General features: G+C 42.0%; 15 protein-coding genes. 14 read left to right on the plus strand and 1 reads right to left on the minus strand.

Annotated features, from left to right (window positions below; genetic code table 11):
- Positions 1-15 precede the first annotated feature (15 nt).
- Complete coding sequence (locus tag NL647_RS03110; RefSeq protein WP_009696475.1) at positions 16-1,320, minus strand: type VI secretion system ImpA family N-terminal domain-containing protein; 1,305 nt, start codon at positions 1,318-1,320, stop codon at positions 16-18.
- A gap of 623 nt (positions 1,321-1,943) precedes the next feature.
- On the opposite strand from NL647_RS03110, the gene NL647_RS03115 reads away from it, so the two are divergent.
- The 14 genes from NL647_RS03115 to NL647_RS03180 all read left to right on the plus strand — a co-directional run bounded on the left by NL647_RS03115 (position 1,944) and on the right by NL647_RS03180 (position 16,888).
- The gene (locus NL647_RS03115; protein ID WP_005449462.1) at positions 1,944-2,543 is read left to right on the plus strand and encodes a hypothetical protein; all 600 of its coding nucleotides are present in this window, start codon (positions 1,944-1,946) and stop codon (positions 2,541-2,543) included.
- Positions 2,544-2,552: 9 nt separating this feature from the next.
- A complete protein-coding gene (locus NL647_RS03120) occupies positions 2,553-4,067 on the plus strand; it encodes an FHA domain-containing protein (protein ID WP_253649610.1) in 1,515 nt (504 codons plus the stop codon).
- The gene (gene tssJ, locus NL647_RS03125) at positions 4,060-4,560 is read left to right on the plus strand and encodes a type VI secretion system lipoprotein TssJ (protein WP_005449460.1); all 501 of its coding nucleotides are present in this window, start codon (positions 4,060-4,062) and stop codon (positions 4,558-4,560) included. The genes NL647_RS03120 and tssJ overlap by 8 nt, the downstream gene beginning before the upstream one ends.
- A gap of 11 nt (positions 4,561-4,571) precedes the next feature.
- Complete coding sequence (gene tssK, locus NL647_RS03130; RefSeq protein WP_038899683.1) at positions 4,572-5,897, plus strand: type VI secretion system baseplate subunit TssK; 1,326 nt, start codon at positions 4,572-4,574, stop codon at positions 5,895-5,897.
- Positions 5,894-6,685 (plus strand): type IVB secretion system protein IcmH/DotU, encoded by a 792-nt coding sequence (icmH, locus tag NL647_RS03135; RefSeq protein WP_025505396.1) that lies wholly within the window; start codon positions 5,894-5,896, stop codon positions 6,683-6,685. The genes tssK and icmH overlap by 4 nt, the downstream gene beginning before the upstream one ends.
- Before the next feature lie 149 nt (positions 6,686-6,834).
- A complete protein-coding gene (locus tag NL647_RS03140) occupies positions 6,835-8,352 on the plus strand; it encodes a PAAR-like domain-containing protein (RefSeq protein ID WP_253649611.1) in 1,518 nt (505 codons plus the stop codon).
- Positions 8,353-8,364: 12 nt separating this feature from the next.
- Positions 8,365-9,135 carry an AHH domain-containing protein gene (locus NL647_RS03145; RefSeq protein WP_253649612.1) on the plus strand — a complete coding sequence of 257 codons (771 nt, stop codon included), beginning with the start codon at positions 8,365-8,367 and terminating at the stop codon, positions 9,133-9,135.
- Positions 9,136-9,146: 11 nt separating this feature from the next.
- Complete coding sequence (locus tag NL647_RS03150; RefSeq protein ID WP_005437957.1) at positions 9,147-9,719, plus strand: hypothetical protein; 573 nt, start codon at positions 9,147-9,149, stop codon at positions 9,717-9,719.
- A gap of 9 nt (positions 9,720-9,728) precedes the next feature.
- Positions 9,729-10,220 (plus strand): hypothetical protein, encoded by a 492-nt coding sequence (locus tag NL647_RS03155; RefSeq protein WP_253649613.1) that lies wholly within the window; start codon positions 9,729-9,731, stop codon positions 10,218-10,220.
- Between the two features lie 71 nt (positions 10,221-10,291).
- The gene (locus tag NL647_RS03160) at positions 10,292-11,728 is read left to right on the plus strand and encodes a PAAR-like domain-containing protein (protein ID WP_253649614.1); all 1,437 of its coding nucleotides are present in this window, start codon (positions 10,292-10,294) and stop codon (positions 11,726-11,728) included.
- On the plus strand, positions 11,728-12,510 hold the full coding sequence (locus NL647_RS03165) for an AHH domain-containing protein (protein ID WP_017188936.1): 783 nt from the start codon (positions 11,728-11,730) through the stop codon (positions 12,508-12,510). The genes NL647_RS03160 and NL647_RS03165 overlap by 1 nt, the downstream gene beginning before the upstream one ends.
- Positions 12,500-13,027, plus strand: a complete 528-nt coding sequence (locus NL647_RS03170; protein WP_017188937.1) for a hypothetical protein — start codon at positions 12,500-12,502, stop codon at positions 13,025-13,027. The genes NL647_RS03165 and NL647_RS03170 overlap by 11 nt, the downstream gene beginning before the upstream one ends.
- On the plus strand, positions 13,024-13,377 hold the full coding sequence (locus tag NL647_RS03175) for a hypothetical protein (protein ID WP_069218595.1): 354 nt from the start codon (positions 13,024-13,026) through the stop codon (positions 13,375-13,377). Before NL647_RS03170 ends, NL647_RS03175 begins: the two co-directional genes overlap by 4 nt.
- A 196-nt stretch (positions 13,378-13,573) precedes the next feature.
- Positions 13,574-16,888, plus strand: coding sequence for a DUF5107 domain-containing protein (locus NL647_RS03180; RefSeq protein ID WP_253649615.1), 3,315 nt, complete (start codon positions 13,574-13,576; stop codon positions 16,886-16,888).
- Positions 16,889-16,915: the final 27 nt, after the last annotated feature.

The following is a 16,915-nucleotide window of genomic DNA, read 5'->3' on the forward strand; positions in this document are numbered from 1 at the left end:
TCTTTACTTGTATTGTTATTTATTGTCGTTTGACGCAGTTTTTAACTGATTAATCTTATATAGGTAGGTGTTCAGTAAAAGGAGGGAGCGCTCAATTTCCTTTTGCTGCGCATTTTTTTCTGCAAACTCTATTCGACCCAGAAGGGGAAATAGCGAATTGCTATACTCATACGCCTTCTTAGAGTCTTTATCTGAATTCTGATTAGCGACATTAGCGAATACCGTCCTAGCATAGGTAAAGCGTTTGTATATGACATCGAATTCATTTTCGAAACGAGAACGTTGATCTAAAAAATTCTCACGAAGTTGTTGAGCTGAAGATGAGTCAGGGTAGATTTCCGTCAATTCATGAGTGAGCTCATCAATCGTATTTACTCTGCTTACTTTTACAGGATCGAGCGTCCAATCCGTCATCAACGTATCTAATCGTTCTATCGTTGCTGAACGTAAAGAGAGGGAGTGATCTTTGTTTTCAACGCTAAATGAGCCTACGATGTTCGTCAGCTCTGTCAAAGAGGCATGCTCAATCTCAACTTTTAGTGTCTGAAACTGATGTTGCTTATAAATAAAGTGAGAAGCCAAAGCCGCACCCAGTAGTCCAACCACGGAGAGCAGCACAACGCGGCTTGATTTGGATGTTTCAGGCTCTTGAGCTGGTGGTATATGTTTCGCATTGGTCTTCGGTGGTGGTGCGATATCAACTTTAATTCCAGTGACCGGTTTAGGCGGCTCTGGCTTAGTTTGCTTCGCTTCTAATGCCATGACTTCTTTGGCTTTCGCTTCCTTAATCTCTTCAATCCATTGATTCAAGATACGGCGAATACGACCAAAAGATGGAGCCTTAATGCCATAGTGAAGACGCAACTCTTCCTCAATGCGTAAACATAATTGATGTGCCGCTTCGATGAGAGGAAGTTCTTCTGGTAAAACTCGTTGTTTTTTGATTCGTTTCTCGGTGTATTCAACCATCCATTCGATGGCACTGATACGAGCATTAGCCTTTGCGTGTTCAGGGTAGGCGGTGTACCAATACACGACACACAAATCAAGCAACGAGTTCAAACCCTCAACTAAGCCTTTTAAGCCATCGTTGTGGGTGGCGGCTACCGTAAAGTAACAGCTACATCGAAAGTCTTTACCTTGAGTGCTAAGAATCTTCTTTGACAGAGTCTGAACAGTCTTCCATGAGACTCTTCCGGTTACTTTATTTAAGTTATTTATTTGACGCTTTATTTCGTCAAAATCATCTAAGCCATTAGGATTTGATCCACTAGGGTTACTTTCATCGATCGGTCTTCGAGTGAAGTCGCTGAAAAACATATTTTTTTAATTCCAACTGATTATATGGAAGGCAGAAGTTGACCATTTAATTATAAATGCACTGCTATCATCTTTTTTTTGAGGGATTTTATAGGCAAAAGAAAGAATTTGAATCTTAAATAATATCTAAATCAATATAAATTAACTTAGTGTGACGTTCCTTCACAAAAAAAGTCGGTTATGTTGATTTGTTTGGTATTAGCTTTAGTGATGTATATTCCAATTGTTGAGACAAAAAATGAAATTAATGGATTTCCTAATATTAAGCGTAGTTATGAGAAAAGTTATTTTTTTGAATTAAGATCAAATTATTAAAATTAAGACAATGTCGGTCTCGAAAGTGTCTCAATATCGAAAACTAATCATTTGTTTAACATTTCTGAATCTAGATGATAGTGGGTTTTCTAATTAAGAGTGCGCTAATTTAGTTGTTTTGATTGTGACCACAATATCTGTACAAATAACCTTTGCCGATTTTATGAATATATCAGTAGTTATATTGCTTTTATTTATAGGTAATTTGCCTTATTTAATGGGGCTATTTTTAACCATATTGAAAAAGAAAAGAGACTTGATATCTTTCGTCCCTGAATATTATTACTAGGTTTTCCAAGAGGGATGAAATGCTAAAACCAAGTCAAGTTGGGCTAATCTCAGCCATGTGTTTGTTCTCTACTTTTGCTGTCGCGAAAGGTGAGCGGTATGGTGGCTCGGTCAGTATGCTTACGATTGAGAGCATTGACTATGACGAAGGTTCTAGCGGAGACGTAGATACGTTGCGGTATGGTCTTGTGCACACACGTCCGATCGACGAAAACAACAACCGCTGGCGCTGGTGGCTTGGTCTTAATTACCTTACAGAGGATGTTGACGCTCCTTCAAATGGGATTTACCAAGAGGTCACAAACTATGAGCTTCGTGTCGTTCCTCAATACGCACTGAGCTCTTGGAGTATCTTTACTCCATACGTTGGCGCCGGGCTTTCTCTTGGTTACTCGCAGTATTCGAATCGCTGGAAAGTAGACTCGGATGGCTTTCGTTACGAAAGTATTGATGACATCGACCAATTCGAACTTGGTGCAGTTGTTACTCTCGGCACTGCAATCAAACTGGGCAGTAACCCAGATGCACATATTCAGATTATTCCTCAAGCTTCCTACATTCTTCCGGTAGTCAATGACGGAGTTGGTGGGGTAGAGCTTTCTGTCTCTTTACTATTTTAAGGTTTAGCAATGCAAACACATCAGCTAGTCCTATTCATTTCAAAGTGTCCAGAGGAATACACGGGTGCCAAGCATATTGAAATGCCAGAAGGTGGCGGTTCAGTTGGTAGAGCGCCAAGCTGTACTCTCGCTTTGACAGATCACAACCGTTTTATTTCTGGTACACACTGCTTGGTCAGCGTATACGGAGACACTTTTTACATCAGTGATGTGTCTACAAATGGCACTATGGTCAACGGTAACAAGATCCTCAAGAACCAGCCGGTTTCGATTGTGGACGGTGATGTGATTTCTCTTGGTCAATACGAGATTGGTGTTTCATTGGAGCATGTTTCGGCAGCTCAAGACATTGCTGCGGATATTGCTCCAGAGCGTGTTTCCAATGACCCTCTTGTTAATCTTGGCGAGGCTGTGGTCGAGGAAGAGGAAAAAGTCGGTGCATTGGAAGATTTGTTCATGGAAACAAAACAAGACGATGTGGACAGTGATGACCCGATCGCTCACCTGAAGTTTTCGATGCAACGCGACGACGACCATCTTATTCGTGACGTCGAAAAGCCAGATGCTTCTCATTCCAAACCAATCGGAAATACACGACAAGTTGTTGATGATAGCTTTAGCATTCACTCAGAATTCGATATCCCTAATTTGATTCCAGAAGATTGGATGGCAGGTACAGAGACGAGCCAGGCATCAGTTGGACCAGAAATAGTGTCCGCTCAAAATCGCACGGTTATCCCAGAGGATTTTGCCAACTCCGAACTTCTTGCATCTCAAACAGAGAGGGGGCGACCTGAAATCTATCAGTCTGGTTCGCAACCATTCGAGCAACGCGCTAATCCCTCAATTCAGCCGTCTCCACAAAGATCAGAGCCTGCCGGTCACAAGTGGGAAGAGGTAACACAAGCCTTTATTCCTTCGACACAATCGTCTCAACAAGAAATGAAAACTGCAGAAACGAAAGTGGGCTTTGTTAGCAATGAATCGTTGAACCCAGAGAAAGAAGGCGCTTCCTCTGACATTAGTAAAGCCTTCTACGAAGGTTTAGGGATCAGTAATCCAGATTTGATCAGCGACGAAGCCTTGCTGTTTAAGCAAATGGGAACGTGTCTTCGTCTGTGTATCGACAATTTGCAAAAAGACCTTCATGAGGTGGAATCACTTAAAGGTGAACAGGGATTAAGTGAAGCGGATTCGAATCTTGCGGAACTGATGTTGACGCTAAACAGCCAGAACCTTCTATCTCCTAACGAATTGGTAGAGCAAATGCTGGATGAGCTCAACGACCATCAAATTATTTTTAATAAGGCACTCAATGAGTTGCTGATCGAGCAGTCAGAGACGAATGACCCTGTCACGTTTGCAAGCGATGTGGCAAGTAAATCTATGTTCACCACTAAATCAAAGTTGTGGGGTGAATATGTGGAGTTTTACGCCAATAACCGTCGCCAGATGAATGAGATGTCATTGAAAGGTCTGATCAAGAAAAACTACACCAAAGCGATTAAGGGAAGTCATGCGTAGTATTGCGATGTTGCTCGGATGTGCTTTGCTATCCGGTTGTTCCATGTGGGACCAATTTAAAGAATCAACGGGAATTACACCCGAAACGTCCTCAGTCGAATTAGTGATTGAGGCATCTTCTGTGCTTAATGTTCGTGAAGGTGGTCAATCCTCCCCAGTTATTTTGCGTGTTCATGAACTGACATCACCAGTGCTATTTCGCAGCTTAGATTTCTTCGCACTGTTTGAAAACGACAAAGCGTCGTTAGGCGATGAATACATCAAACGTTACGAATACCAAATGCAACCGGGTGACAAAATCCATGAATTTTTGGAGCTTGACCCTGCCACTCGCGCTGTCGGATTTTCGGTAGCGTTTCGCGATATTGATGGCTCTTCTTGGCGCAAAGTTGAAGTGATTGAAGAGAAGAGCGAGTACTACATCAAACTTAAGTTAGAAGGCAGTGAGTTAATTTCTGACAACACTCGCGGCATTGAACAAGTTTACTTTTAAGGAATAAAATCATGTCTTTATACAATCCAGTTGTTTGGCAAGATGGAATGTTCATGAAGCCGCAGCACTTTCAGCAACTCGATCGTTCGCAAAGTAAACTGTCGAGTATGTTGAGCGCTAATGCATCGCCTTTGCATTGGGGAATTAAGCGTTTAGAGATTAACTCTCAGCTGTTAGCGCTGGGCAAAATTGGTATTACCCGCGCTGAAGGCATTCTTCAAGACCGAACCCCTTTTGATCTGCCACTGCTCGCTGAACTGCCAGAAGTAAAAGACGTTGATCCTTCGATTGCCGATAAAGTGGTTTACCTTTGCTGTCCGTTACCTTCTGAACGTTCAGAGCTATTCGGCACCAAGAAAGACGGCGCACGTTACACGATGGAATCGCAAGAAGCGGTTGACGCTTGCTATGATTCGGAAGACATGGCAAACATCGTAGTCGGTAAGCTTAACTTTTGCTTGATGTACGACCACGAAGACAAGAGTGCGTACACATCGATCCCAATTCTAAAGATTTCAGAAGTGAAGCCAGACGGCAGTGTTATCCTAGATGATAGCTTTATTCCGACTTGTATTGATATTCATGCTTCAACTGTACTGAACAAGTTCGCCACCGAGTTTGCCTCTATGTTGAAACATCGCGCAGAGTCTATCGTTCAGCGTTTAGGTGTTGTTGACCAGCAAGGTGTATCTTCAGTTTCTGATTTTATGCTGCTTCAAGCTCTCAACCGATATGAACCATTGTTTTGGCATTTCGCCAGTGCAGAAGGTATTCACCCTGAGTCGTTTTATCGCATTCTTCTTCAAGCAGAAGGCGAGCTTTCAACCTTGTGTTCTGCATCTCGTCGACCAGTCGAGTTCACTAAGTACAACCATGGCGACTTAACCAGTTGTCTATCGCGTACGCTTGATAGCGCAAAAATGACGTTAAGTGTGATGTCAGAGCAGCGCGCAATCCCACTGACGTTGAAAGACCAAAACTACGGTATTAGAACAGCAGCGATTCCAGACAGTAAGATCATCGACACAACGACCTTTATCCTTGCGGTTAAAGCAGATGTTACTTTGGATGTTCTTCACACCCAGTTTGTTAGCCAAACGAAGATCGGTTCTATCGACAACATTCGTGACTTGATCAATCTGCAACTGCCAGGTATCGAGATAAAACCAATGCCAGTTGTGCCTCGTGCGTTGCCTTACCACGCTGGCTACACCTATTTCGAACTGGATAAGACAGGTGAAGAGTGGGCGGCACTGAAAAACACTGCTGCGATAGCGGTTCACGTAGCCGGCGACTTTGCTAACTTATCATTGCAACTATGGGCTGTTCGTCTATGAGTTACGCAGAAACCGACGTTACCGTAGTTTTATTCCAACCAGAGCCTGGCAAACCTATGGAGGTGATGCCAGCGCCGGACCTGTCTCGTAATATCGCGGTACAAGACTTAAACATCGAAAACATGGGCATCAACCCTTTGGTCGACCAGTTCTCATGGTTGATCGCCAGTTTATCTTGTATGTCTTCGATTCCTTGGCTTGATGACCCAATGCCGTTTCGTGAGCAAGTGGCTCGTGAGATAAGAAAAGGCGAGCGTAAGCTCAATGAAATGGAATTGGATCGCGCATCCATTTTGGTCATCCGCTACTGTTTGTGTGCCGCGATTGATGAATCGGTCTGCCGACAAGAGTGGGGCGCTAACAGTCATTGGAGCCAGAACAGTTTGCTATCCGAGTTTCACAATGAAACATCTGGCGGTGATAAGTTTTTCGTCATTCTCGAACGTTTAAAAGCCGACCCACGCAAATACCGTCACGTTATTGAATTTTTGTACTTACTGCTTCAACTCGGTTTTCAGGGAAAATACGGTCGTGAAGAACGCGGTAACGAAAAGCTCGCTGAAATTGGCAATACCATTTATCGCTTGGTACGAGACGAACGCTTGGCAGAGCAAGAGAAAGTCTCTCTCGTTAACCTTAAGGCCAAGTATCTTAAGAAGCCGTTAAAAAGGGTTGTCTCACCCAAGCTGATTTTAGGTATCAGCGCGATTACCTTCGCAATCATGTATGCCGCGACTTACATCGTCATCGATTTAAAATTCCAGCAACTGCTTGAAGTGTATCGATAAACAGGAGATCTCAAAATGAGATCTTCTGCCAGTTTTCAGCTTTATCGTGAGTATTACTAGCTTATTAGTGAAATTCACTAGGTATTTAGAGAGATTGCAATATGCGATCTCTTTTATTATTCAATCAACAAAATTCAAATGGATTGGTTATGGGCGTAACAGTTGGTGCAAATGGACTTTCGATAGTTCATAAAGGCTCAGGTGGTGAAGCGAATGCAACGCTCCCAGATGTTTGTTTAACGAAGGTCGGCAAGCCGATCGTTCCTATCCCTTATGGCAACAATGCTAAATCAGCAGACCTTGCTGGTGGCACAACGACTATCTCAATGGATGGCGGCAACAGTGTCGCAATCAAAGGCAGTACATTCTCAAAAAGTACCGGTGATGCGGGCGGCGATAAAAAAGGCGTCGCATCCGGCACTATAGAAGCCGAAGCAAAATTCATCTCAGCCTCACCAACGGTTAAGTTTGAAGGTAAGGGCGTATGTCGCCTGTCCGACCAAATGACCATGAACAAAGCCAATACCATGTGTCTTGGCGGCGCACAAAACCCATCGGTTTCTGTTACGGAAGATCAGGAAGGGACTTACACGGTTGACTTATACCTCTCATACTCAGACGGTGAACCCGTTCAAGGCGCAACTTATACTTTAACCGACCAATCTGGCGCCGTATTTGAAGGAACACTAGACAACAACGGTAAGGCTTCGGTCGGTGGCGTTGCTCCGGGTGAGTTTGCCATTGAGTACGGCGAGGACAGCCGAGACTTTATGCCGAATGTGCCAACTAAGACCAATCCGAACTTTAATCCGAGTGCGAACGCTCAACTGATCATTGAAGAAACAAAGAAAGGTGAAGTTGGCTTCTGGGAAAATGCTTGGACGCGAATGTCTGGTGCTGCCAGTTGGATTTGGGGGGTGATTCTTGGTGATTTCAACGATGACGCTTCTGTAGAGCAAATCATCGCCAATACGGCGCTGACGATGATTCCTGTCGTAGACCAAGCCGCTGACGTGCGCGATTTATCTGCGAACATTATGACTTTGTTGACTGAAGAAGAGCGCGATAAGCCTGAAAACTGGTTAGCGCTTTCACTTACTCTTGTCGGCTGCGTTCCTACATTTGGTAGTGCAGTAAAAGGTACGTGTAAAGTTGCGCTAAAAGGCGGTAAAGGAACATCAAAAGATACTTTGTTAGCTGTTTTAAGAGGCATGGGTAAAGGCGATCCAGAAAAATTCTTGCGTACGTTAGATTGGATGGATTACGCCAAGCAAACCAGCCAGATTGTTAGTGATGTTCTAAAACCTTGTATTGAAGTGGCAACTGAGTTGGCTTCATACGCAAACAGAATGGGCGCAGATGAGCTTGGTGCGTATTTCTTGAAGTTAGCGGATGAGGTAAAAATCATCGATAAGATGGTACCGGACAAGCTTAAAGAAGCGATGGGCGAGTTTGATGATCTTTTTGCTCGTATCTTAGGTAAGGGCGAGAAAACTTATCCAGCAAAAGTAAAACATAATACCGGTGAGTCTGCTCAGTCAGGAAAGAACTCTGCAAAGGCGAATGAGGACAAAGATAAGAAACCTGTTAGGTGTAAGATTTGTCGCCGTATTGCAGGGAAGAAAAACGGTCAGTGTAAAGACGCATTAAAAGCTAGATATAGTTAAAAGGTAAGATCTATGCCAATAAGAGAAGGTAAAGGCAAGTGGGCACGAAGCAGAAGTTTGAGAGACTCAAAAGCTAAAAAGCGCCACCCATTAAACTTCAAATTAAGATCTGTTGCATCCCATCACGTTGTATCTTGTGACACGCTATCTCGGCTGTCCGAAGCTAGGCAGCAACAAATAGTGAGGAAAGGGTATGATGTGAATCATCAGAAAAACTTGGTAATTTTGCCAACTGTAGATGAAATATCTTGTCAATATAGTGTACCGCTACACAAATCCGGGCATACTGACAGTGACTTAATTGCACACTATGAGGATAGAACTGGCGAGGAAGTTGAGGGCGATTTGGCAAGCTTGGCAACAAATCCAGTTACTGAAGAGTCCGTTAAAGAAGATGTTCAATCACTTAATGGTGTACTCGGATACCATAAAGTTGTTGCTAAAAAATTGGCTTTAAGGCTCAAATCAATCAATTGTGACACGTTACCTAAAAGCTATATTGATACAATAGATGATGTTTCTATTGAAATCCTCGGTGATATAGCAAGTTTTGACCTTTTGTTAATAAGTAAAGGGAAACTAATGGAAGAGGGTGATAAAGGGTGTGTGCGTTGTATTAAAAAAGGTGTCCGGCATACGCATTACACAAAGCGCTTTAGATCACTCTTTAAGCTCAAAAAGCGAGTTCCTGAACAAGAAACGGTAGATGCATTTAGCTATATACCTGGAAAATATCGCCTGATGAGTGTAAGAGAGCAAAGCCAGATAATTACCAAACAATAAAGAGGTATAAGATGGAGTTTTCGGTAATCTCTGAGGACTTTATGAGAAGTTCATCGGCATTCCAAAGTGTGGATGACCGAGAGTTTCTATATAGTACAAATAATTTTCACCCAACGAGTTCGGAGAATCCAATAAGATGGGAGGACAAAAACATAACTTCCTCCATGGTTCACCCGATATCGGATAATGGCGACATATGTGTTTCGAAAGAACTTGCAGAACTTGTAATGAGTTTTGACCCTTATGGCGTTGAGTTTTATCCGGCATCCTTATTGACTAAAGACGGAGAAATCACTGAGCGATACATATTAGCTTTAAACAACATTCAAGATGTTGTCGACTTTGAACGAAGCGTTATAGAAGTATCACCAAACAGTGGGAACTTAATCGTCCACCGATTGTTTCTAAGTCCAGAAAAAATATTAAATATCCCTTTCCATAAACGGGTGGTTTATAGGGCTGAAGGAGCGGATACTGCAGTATTTTTTGCTCCAGAAATCTATGATTTGATTAGTAATGATTCAAGATTTTCTCTAGTTAGGAAAATGAAGAAGAATACATCTACGCGTGCACCTAAGTTTTAGGGAAAAATAATGAAAGAAGACTATATTATTTTAACAAAGCAAAGATTAACTAACTTTCCATTCCAACAAAGCCCTAAGCCAATAGTGCCGGTAGAGCCTGATCTGCTTTTGGAAATGACTTTTTCTCCAAAGCTATTTATCATCAGTGATATTGCGTCAAAAGTGGAGAAACTGGTCGTACACGGAGTAGAGTGGTTAGATGCTCGTGTCGATTGTTCTCCAAGCCAACCAACAGATGATCAAATTAAAGTTTATGAAGATTATCGTATGCCTTACATCCATCAAACTTATAAATTGACGGATAAAGAAAAACAATACGGTAAGTTGAACTGGTTAGATATCGAGTCAACAGAGTTTGACTTCTCTAAATTAGAAAATATTCCCTTAGAGGAACGATTAATATTTAAACTAGAAGAAGATTTTGGCTTAGTTTTTATTCACCAAAGTGTGATTGACCTTCTGAAAAAAGACGTCAAAGACGTTTGGGTAAGAGATGTATAGAAAGCGCCGAAAGGCGCTTTTTCATTTAATACTAGATTTAATCTATAAGTCATGTAAATACACCTTCTTAAGTGTTTTTACCGAAGGTCGGCAAGCCGATCGTTCCTATCCCTTATGGCAACAATGCTAAATCAGCAGACCTTGCTAGTGGCACAACGACTATCTCAATGGATGGCGGCAACAGTGTCGCAATCAAAGGCAGTACGTTCTCAAAAAGTACCGGTGATGCGGGCGGCGATAAAAAAGGCATCGCATCCGGTACCATAGAAGCCGAAGCAACATTTATCTCAGCCTCATCAACGGTTAAGTTTGAAGGTAAGGGCGTATGTCGCCTGTCCGACCAAATGACCATGAACAAAGCCAATACCATGTGTCTTGGCGGCGCACAAAACCCATCGGTTTCTGTTACGGAAGAGCAGGAAGGGACCTATACAGTTGACTTATACCTCTCATACTCAGACGGTGAACCTGTTCAAGGCGCAACTTATACTCTAACCGACCAATCTGGCGCCGTATTTGAAGGAACATTGGATAACAGCGGTAAGGCTTCGGTCGGTGGCATTGCTCCGGGTGAATTTGCCATTGAGTACGGCGAGGACAGCCGAGACTTTATGCCGAATGTGCCAACTAAGACCAATCCGAACTTTAATCCGAGTGCGAACGCTCAACTGATCATTGAAGAAACAAAGAAAGGTGAAGTTGGCTTCTGGGAAAATGCTTGGACGCGAATGTCAGGTGCTGCCAGTTGGATTTGGGGGGGGATTCTTGGTGATTTCAACGATGACACTTCTGTAGAGCAAATCATCGCCAATACGGCGCTGACGATGATCCCTGTTGTCGACCAAGCCGCTGACGTGCGCGATTTATCTGCGAACATTATGACTTTGTTGAGTGAAGAAGAGCGTGATAAGCCCGAAAACTGGTTAGCGCTTTCACTTACCCTTGTCGGCTGTGTTCCTACATTTGGTAGTGCAGTAAAAGGTACGTGTAAAGTTGCGCTAAAAGGCGGTAAAGGAACATCAAAAGATACTTTGTTAGCTGTTTTAAGAGGCATGGGTAAAGGCGATCCAGAAAAATTCTTGCGCACGTTAGATTGGATGGATTACGCCAAGCAAACCAGCCAAATTGTTAGTGATGTTTTAAAACCTTGTATTGAAGTGGCAACTGAGTTGGCTTCATACGCAAACAGAATGGGCGCAGACGAGCTTGGTGCGTATTTCTTGAAGTTAGCGGATGAGGTAAAAATCATCGACAAGATGGTACCCGACAAACTAAAAGAAGCGATGGGCGAGCTTGATGATCTTTTTGCTCGCATCTTAGGTAAGGGCGAGAAAACTTATCCAGCAAAAGTGAAACATAATACCGGTGAGTCTGCTCAGTCAGGAAAGAACTCTGCAAAGGCGAATGAGAACAAAAACAAAGCAGACTATGTATGTAAGTTGTGCGGAAAAAATAAGAAAAGCAAACTCAACCCTTGCAAGGCAAGGCTAGGCTCTAGGAAAAAATAATGACAGCGCTAATGGCAAAGCTTTTATCTGTAAAGCTATACGAAAAAGAAAACAAAAGTCAGATAATCAAGAACATTAAAATTGGTAGTCAAGGTGTCTTGGGACGAAAAGACTATTGGCCTATTGCTAATAAGGTCTTGAAGCCAAGTATCAAGTACCCAGATAAACATCCTTGGCACTCCAAAGCTTTATCAAGTCATATCACAGGGCATCACATCATATCAGTGGCAAGTCTAAAAACACTAAAAAGTGACTATAGAACATTATTGCTTCTTAGTAAGTACAATGTAAATCATCCGAGGAATATCGTTGGTTTGCCGACGTCTCCTCAAGTCGCTTGTCAATTGAATGTACCTCTTCATTATAGTAGTCATACTAGTGACGCAATACCGACTATTGAAGACTCGCCTTCTTATCATGTAATATCATCAATGCTGATAAAAAAAATGATCTCACTTTTGTTAAGTAAGGGGATATGCCCAGGTGATTCCTTAGAAGAACAAAAGAAAGTATTACTTAATATCGATTACATATCAGCTATAAAATTGAAATATATAACCAATTTTAAGATCGTTTTACATAAAACGGGAGCTGATTATTTGAAAGGAAATATTGGCTGTGGTGGTGTGGAAAAAGAAAGTCTAAAGGAAGAGGGGAGTCAATGTGAAGCAAGATCGCACAGTTACCCATTTAATAAAAATGACTTAATGACAAGTGACCATTCTAGGTTGTTAACTATCTATGAAATAGAAAATTCAAAGGTTGTATATAATGCCAATTAGTGAAGAATATTATGTGTTATCAAATGACTACTCAAAGGTGAATTTTGTAGTAAACATGGAAGATGAACGTGGATTTAGTTTGTTAATGGATAAAGCGATATCTACAACCATGCATGTTAACTTTGAATGTATTAGCTTAAAGAGTTTCAGCGCTATCGATGCTCCGTTTGATGTTTCTGTCAACACTGAGATATTATTTGACCTGGATTTTCTCGCAGTATTATCAGAATTAATGCTATACAAAAACTCACTTGTTCCTGCTAAGATCAAAGAGAAAGAGTTTGTTTATCTTCATTGTTATAACATTATCGATATAGAGGATGAAGTTAAGGGGTTTAACTTTGATCTATTATCAGAAATACCCATCGAGGAAAGGTTGGTATTCAAGCCTTCTTATGGATCTATCGTTGTTTTTTTTCATAAATCAATTATAGAGAAAATCAATTCTGTTAAGAGTTTTTCATATGCAAAGTATCAAAAGGCTTCCGATTGGTCAGTTGAATGGGAAATGTCATGAATTATACAGAGCTTAAAATTGATGACCTAGTTAGCTTGGATAATTATAAAATCCGACTTGTTAAAGTTGAGCCGGATATATATATATCCCAAACATACGGATTAAGTATTTTTATAAATGATTATGTTAAAAGGAAAATATGTCATATTGATGCTCTTAATTTAACTGAGGGTGTTATATCAATCCGTTATTTTAAGCCAGATGATTTTTTGTCTGGTTATTATAAGTTAGAACCAATATCACGAGATGAAAGTTCATTTTTTACAAATGAAGAAGGGAATGTTTTTATTTCTAAAGACTTATATGAAGATCTATTTACAAATAAATTTGATGTTTTGATCGATTTTTAGTTTCTAACATAACTGATCGTATTTGTACTGGTTGTCAACCTAGTTTACGTAGCTCTATAAAGCCAGTGTCTTAGTGTCACATTTATTACTAAACTTCGTTTAGTTAACCACGTGATTGCTTCATACATCCTTTTTGCTGTTCGCTTTTTATACTGCCTGTAAATCAATCACAACGACTTACAGGTAGTTTTAGATTATGAGTACGAATGCAAAAGCATGGGTAGAAGAGATTGTTTTACCGACTTACCCGACGGGCAAAGTTGACTCGAATCCGTTATTTTTGGAAAACCGTGTTTATCAAGGCTCTTCTGGCTCCGTATACCCTTACGGCGTGATCGACAGTATATCTGATCATCAAATAGAACAGACATATCAAGCGGTATATATCGAAAATGATTATATAAAAATCATGCTATTGCCTGAGCTTGGTGGGCGCATTCATCGTGCGTACGACAAGATGAAAAAGCGTGATTTTATTTACTACAACGAAGTCGTTAAGCCGGCTTTAGTTGGACTACTTGGTCCTTGGATTTCTGGTGGTATCGAGTTTAACTGGCCTCAACATCATCGTCCGACAACGTTCATGCCTACAGATTTTAAGATTGAAGAGCATGAAGATGGAGCCGTTACCGTTTGGATTGGTGAAGTTGAACATATGTACGGTTTGCAAGTAACCGCTGGCTTCAAACTTTATCCGAACAAGGCGCTTGTCGAGATAACAGGCAAGGTATATAACGGCAACGATACTCCTCGACAGTTCCTATGGTGGTCTAACCCCGCGGTAAAAGGTGGTGATGATCATCAAAGTATCTTCCCACCAGATGTCACTGCGGTATATGACCATGGCAAACGAGATGTTTCGGATTTCCCAATAGCGACTGGGGAATATTACAAAGTCGACTATTCGCCGGGTACGGACATCTCGCGCTACAAGAATTTGCCTGTTCCTACTTCTTATATGGCAGATAAGTCCGCTTATGACTTTGTTGGCGCTTACAGTCATGATGAGAAAGGAGGGTTGTTGCATGTGGCTAATCACCATGTCTCTCCTGGCAAAAAGCAATGGACATGGGGAAACTGTGATTTTGGATTAGCCTGGGATCGCCAGTTGACCGACAGCAATGGACCTTACATCGAATTGATGACTGGGGTTTACACTGATAACCAACCGGATTTTTCTTGGATTGATAGTCATGAAGAGAAAAAATTCACTCAACATTTCCTTCCATATAGCAATTTAGACAACGTTCATAATGCGAACACGGAAGTCGCGATTAAGCTGGATCGAAGCGGGAGTTTCGTTGAATGGGCAGTTTACGCTATTTCTGAGATTGCCAACTACGAGGTGGTTATTTCGGACAAAGCGAGTGTACTTGCTAAACACCAACTGACAATGACTCCAGGTGATGTGGTTGAAGAACGCATAGCGCTTGCTGAGAGCACGCGCTTAACCATCACAATCTTGAATGAGGATGGAAGAGTATGCCTGTCCTATCTAGAACATATTGACGCTAAAGATGAACCAACGCCCGAGCCTGCATCCGCACCAGAAAAACCTGAAGATGTATCGAGCGTAGAAGAACTGTATTTCATTGGACAGCATTTACAGCAATATCACCATGCAACGAGTGATCCTGCGGACTACTACCAAGAAGCCCTCAAACGCGACCCAAATCATTATGCAACCAACGTCGCGATGGCTTCGCTTGCTTATGATCGCGCGGATTATCAAGGCACACTTAAATATTCTGATGCCGCTTTGGAGCGTGCTCACAAGCTCAACAAAAACCCTTTATGCGGCAGAGCAAGCTACCTTCGTGGCTGTGCAAATGAAAAACTGGGGCGTCTTGATTCTGCCTTTAGCGATGTATTTAAAGCAACGTGGAGTAGTAATTGTCGTGATACTGGCTTTTTCGCCGCTGCTCGCATTGCCACAAAGCAAGACCGTTTAAATGAAGCATTAGAATACGCGGAAAGAGCACTGGAACTGAATGGTACTCACTACCAAGCTGCAACATTGAAGGTGTTTTTGCTTAGTGCATTGAACCGACACGCAGAGGCTCTTCGTTTTATTGATGAACAAAGTGAGATGCAGCCTCTTGGTTATGGCATTTCATTCGAAAAGTATCAGTTAACTCGCTCTGATATTGACTTATCAGCGTTTAAGCAACTTATGAATCAAAGAGAAGCTAACACGATTCATCTTATTAACTTTTATCTTTCGATTGATGCAAAAGAGCGCGCTAAAGCGGTCTTAGCTCTGAACGAGAGCACTGGTTCAATGAGTTTGATTTATAAAGCGTATTTAGTCGATGAACCCGAACAGGCGGAAGCCTTATTAGATGTCGCTGCCGATCGATTTAACGACAATGTTTTATTTCCGAATACCTTAGCCGAAGTTGAAGTTTTAAGTGCTTTTTCAGGGCATTACTTTACCCAATATCTACTGGGTTGCTTCTTCTATGCGAAACGAAGTTATTCAAGAGCGGTATATCATTGGGAAACAGTACTAAGGCTCAACTCACACTATGCGCCCGTACTTCGAAATCTATCTGTCCATGCCTATAACAAGCGTCGAGAGCTGGATAAAGCGATTTCTTTGATGGGGTTAGCATTCGAATTGTCTCCGAGCGATGCCCGAGTTCTCTATGAACTGGATTACTTGAAAAAAGCGGCGGGTGATACGCCATTAGAACGACTTGCTTTCTTGAGGGCAAATCTAGAAGTGGTCAATCAGCGAGATGACTTAACTGCAGAGCTGCTTAATTTGTATAACATCTGTGGTGAGCTCGAACTTGCACAGACATGCTTATCTACAAGGCAGTTCCACCCTTGGGAAGGGGGAGAAGGTAAGGTGACAGGGCAGTTCATCGTCAATAAGCTGAGATACGCATTGCAGTTTATGCAACAAGGGAGCTTCAATAACGCGCTTGAGTTATTGAATGACGCTCTGACTTATCCAACAAATTTGGGTGAAGGTCGCCTCGTTGGTCAAACTGACAATGATATCCACTATTTCTTAGGGCGTTGCTACCAAGAGTTAGGCGAAAGAGAGTGTGCCAATCAGCACTTTGCTCTTGCAACTCAAGGTAAACAAGAGATTAACCAAAGCCGTTACTATAACGATCAACCCGCTGATTACTTGTTCTATCAAGCGGCTGCAATGCACCAATTGGGAGATACCGCACAAGCAGTATCACTGTTTGAGGATATGGTGTCTTGGGCGGACTCAGAATGGAATGCGCCCGTAGAGGTCGACTTTTTTGCTGTATCACTCCCAGCGTTAATTGTCTTTGATAGCAATTTAACAACAGAACATCAGCAACACTGTTTATTTGTAAAAGCAATGGGTCAATTTGGCTTAGCTTTGATAGATGAACGTCATGGATTTGAAGATTTTGAACTTACATTGCAGGCACTGTTAGGACAAGCGCCTGCTCATACAAAAGCGAATCTATTAAAAGAAATCGCACAACATCGCTATGCGTTTGGCTGTAACAGTCAAAATTAATGGATAGGTCACTCCGGGTGACCTATC

It is taken from the genome of Vibrio sp. Y29_XK_CS5 (assembly GCF_024181835.1).
Classification (GTDB): Bacteria; Pseudomonadota; Gammaproteobacteria; order Enterobacterales; family Vibrionaceae; genus Vibrio; species Vibrio harveyi.

Coding starts and splice junctions, on each gene's coding strand:
- NL647_RS03110 (WP_009696475.1), bottom strand. CDS start 1,320: ATGTTTTTCAGCGACTTCACTCGAAGACCGATCGATGAAAGTAACCCT.
- NL647_RS03175 (WP_069218595.1), top strand. CDS start 13,024: ATGAATTATACAGAGCTTAAAATTGATGACCTAGTTAGCTTGGATAAT.
- NL647_RS03120 (WP_253649610.1), top strand. CDS start 2,553: ATGCAAACACATCAGCTAGTCCTATTCATTTCAAAGTGTCCAGAGGAA.
- tssK (WP_038899683.1), top strand. CDS start 4,572: ATGTCTTTATACAATCCAGTTGTTTGGCAAGATGGAATGTTCATGAAG.
- NL647_RS03155 (WP_253649613.1), top strand. CDS start 9,729: ATGAAAGAAGACTATATTATTTTAACAAAGCAAAGATTAACTAACTTT.
- NL647_RS03180 (WP_253649615.1), top strand. CDS start 13,574: ATGAGTACGAATGCAAAAGCATGGGTAGAAGAGATTGTTTTACCGACT.
- tssJ (WP_005449460.1), top strand. CDS start 4,060: ATGCGTAGTATTGCGATGTTGCTCGGATGTGCTTTGCTATCCGGTTGT.
- NL647_RS03145 (WP_253649612.1), top strand. CDS start 8,365: ATGCCAATAAGAGAAGGTAAAGGCAAGTGGGCACGAAGCAGAAGTTTG.
- NL647_RS03140 (WP_253649611.1), top strand. CDS start 6,835: ATGGGCGTAACAGTTGGTGCAAATGGACTTTCGATAGTTCATAAAGGC.
- NL647_RS03165 (WP_017188936.1), top strand. CDS start 11,728: ATGACAGCGCTAATGGCAAAGCTTTTATCTGTAAAGCTATACGAAAAA.
- icmH (WP_025505396.1), top strand. CDS start 5,894: ATGAGTTACGCAGAAACCGACGTTACCGTAGTTTTATTCCAACCAGAG.
- NL647_RS03150 (WP_005437957.1), top strand. CDS start 9,147: ATGGAGTTTTCGGTAATCTCTGAGGACTTTATGAGAAGTTCATCGGCA.
- NL647_RS03115 (WP_005449462.1), top strand. CDS start 1,944: ATGCTAAAACCAAGTCAAGTTGGGCTAATCTCAGCCATGTGTTTGTTC.
- NL647_RS03170 (WP_017188937.1), top strand. CDS start 12,500: ATGCCAATTAGTGAAGAATATTATGTGTTATCAAATGACTACTCAAAG.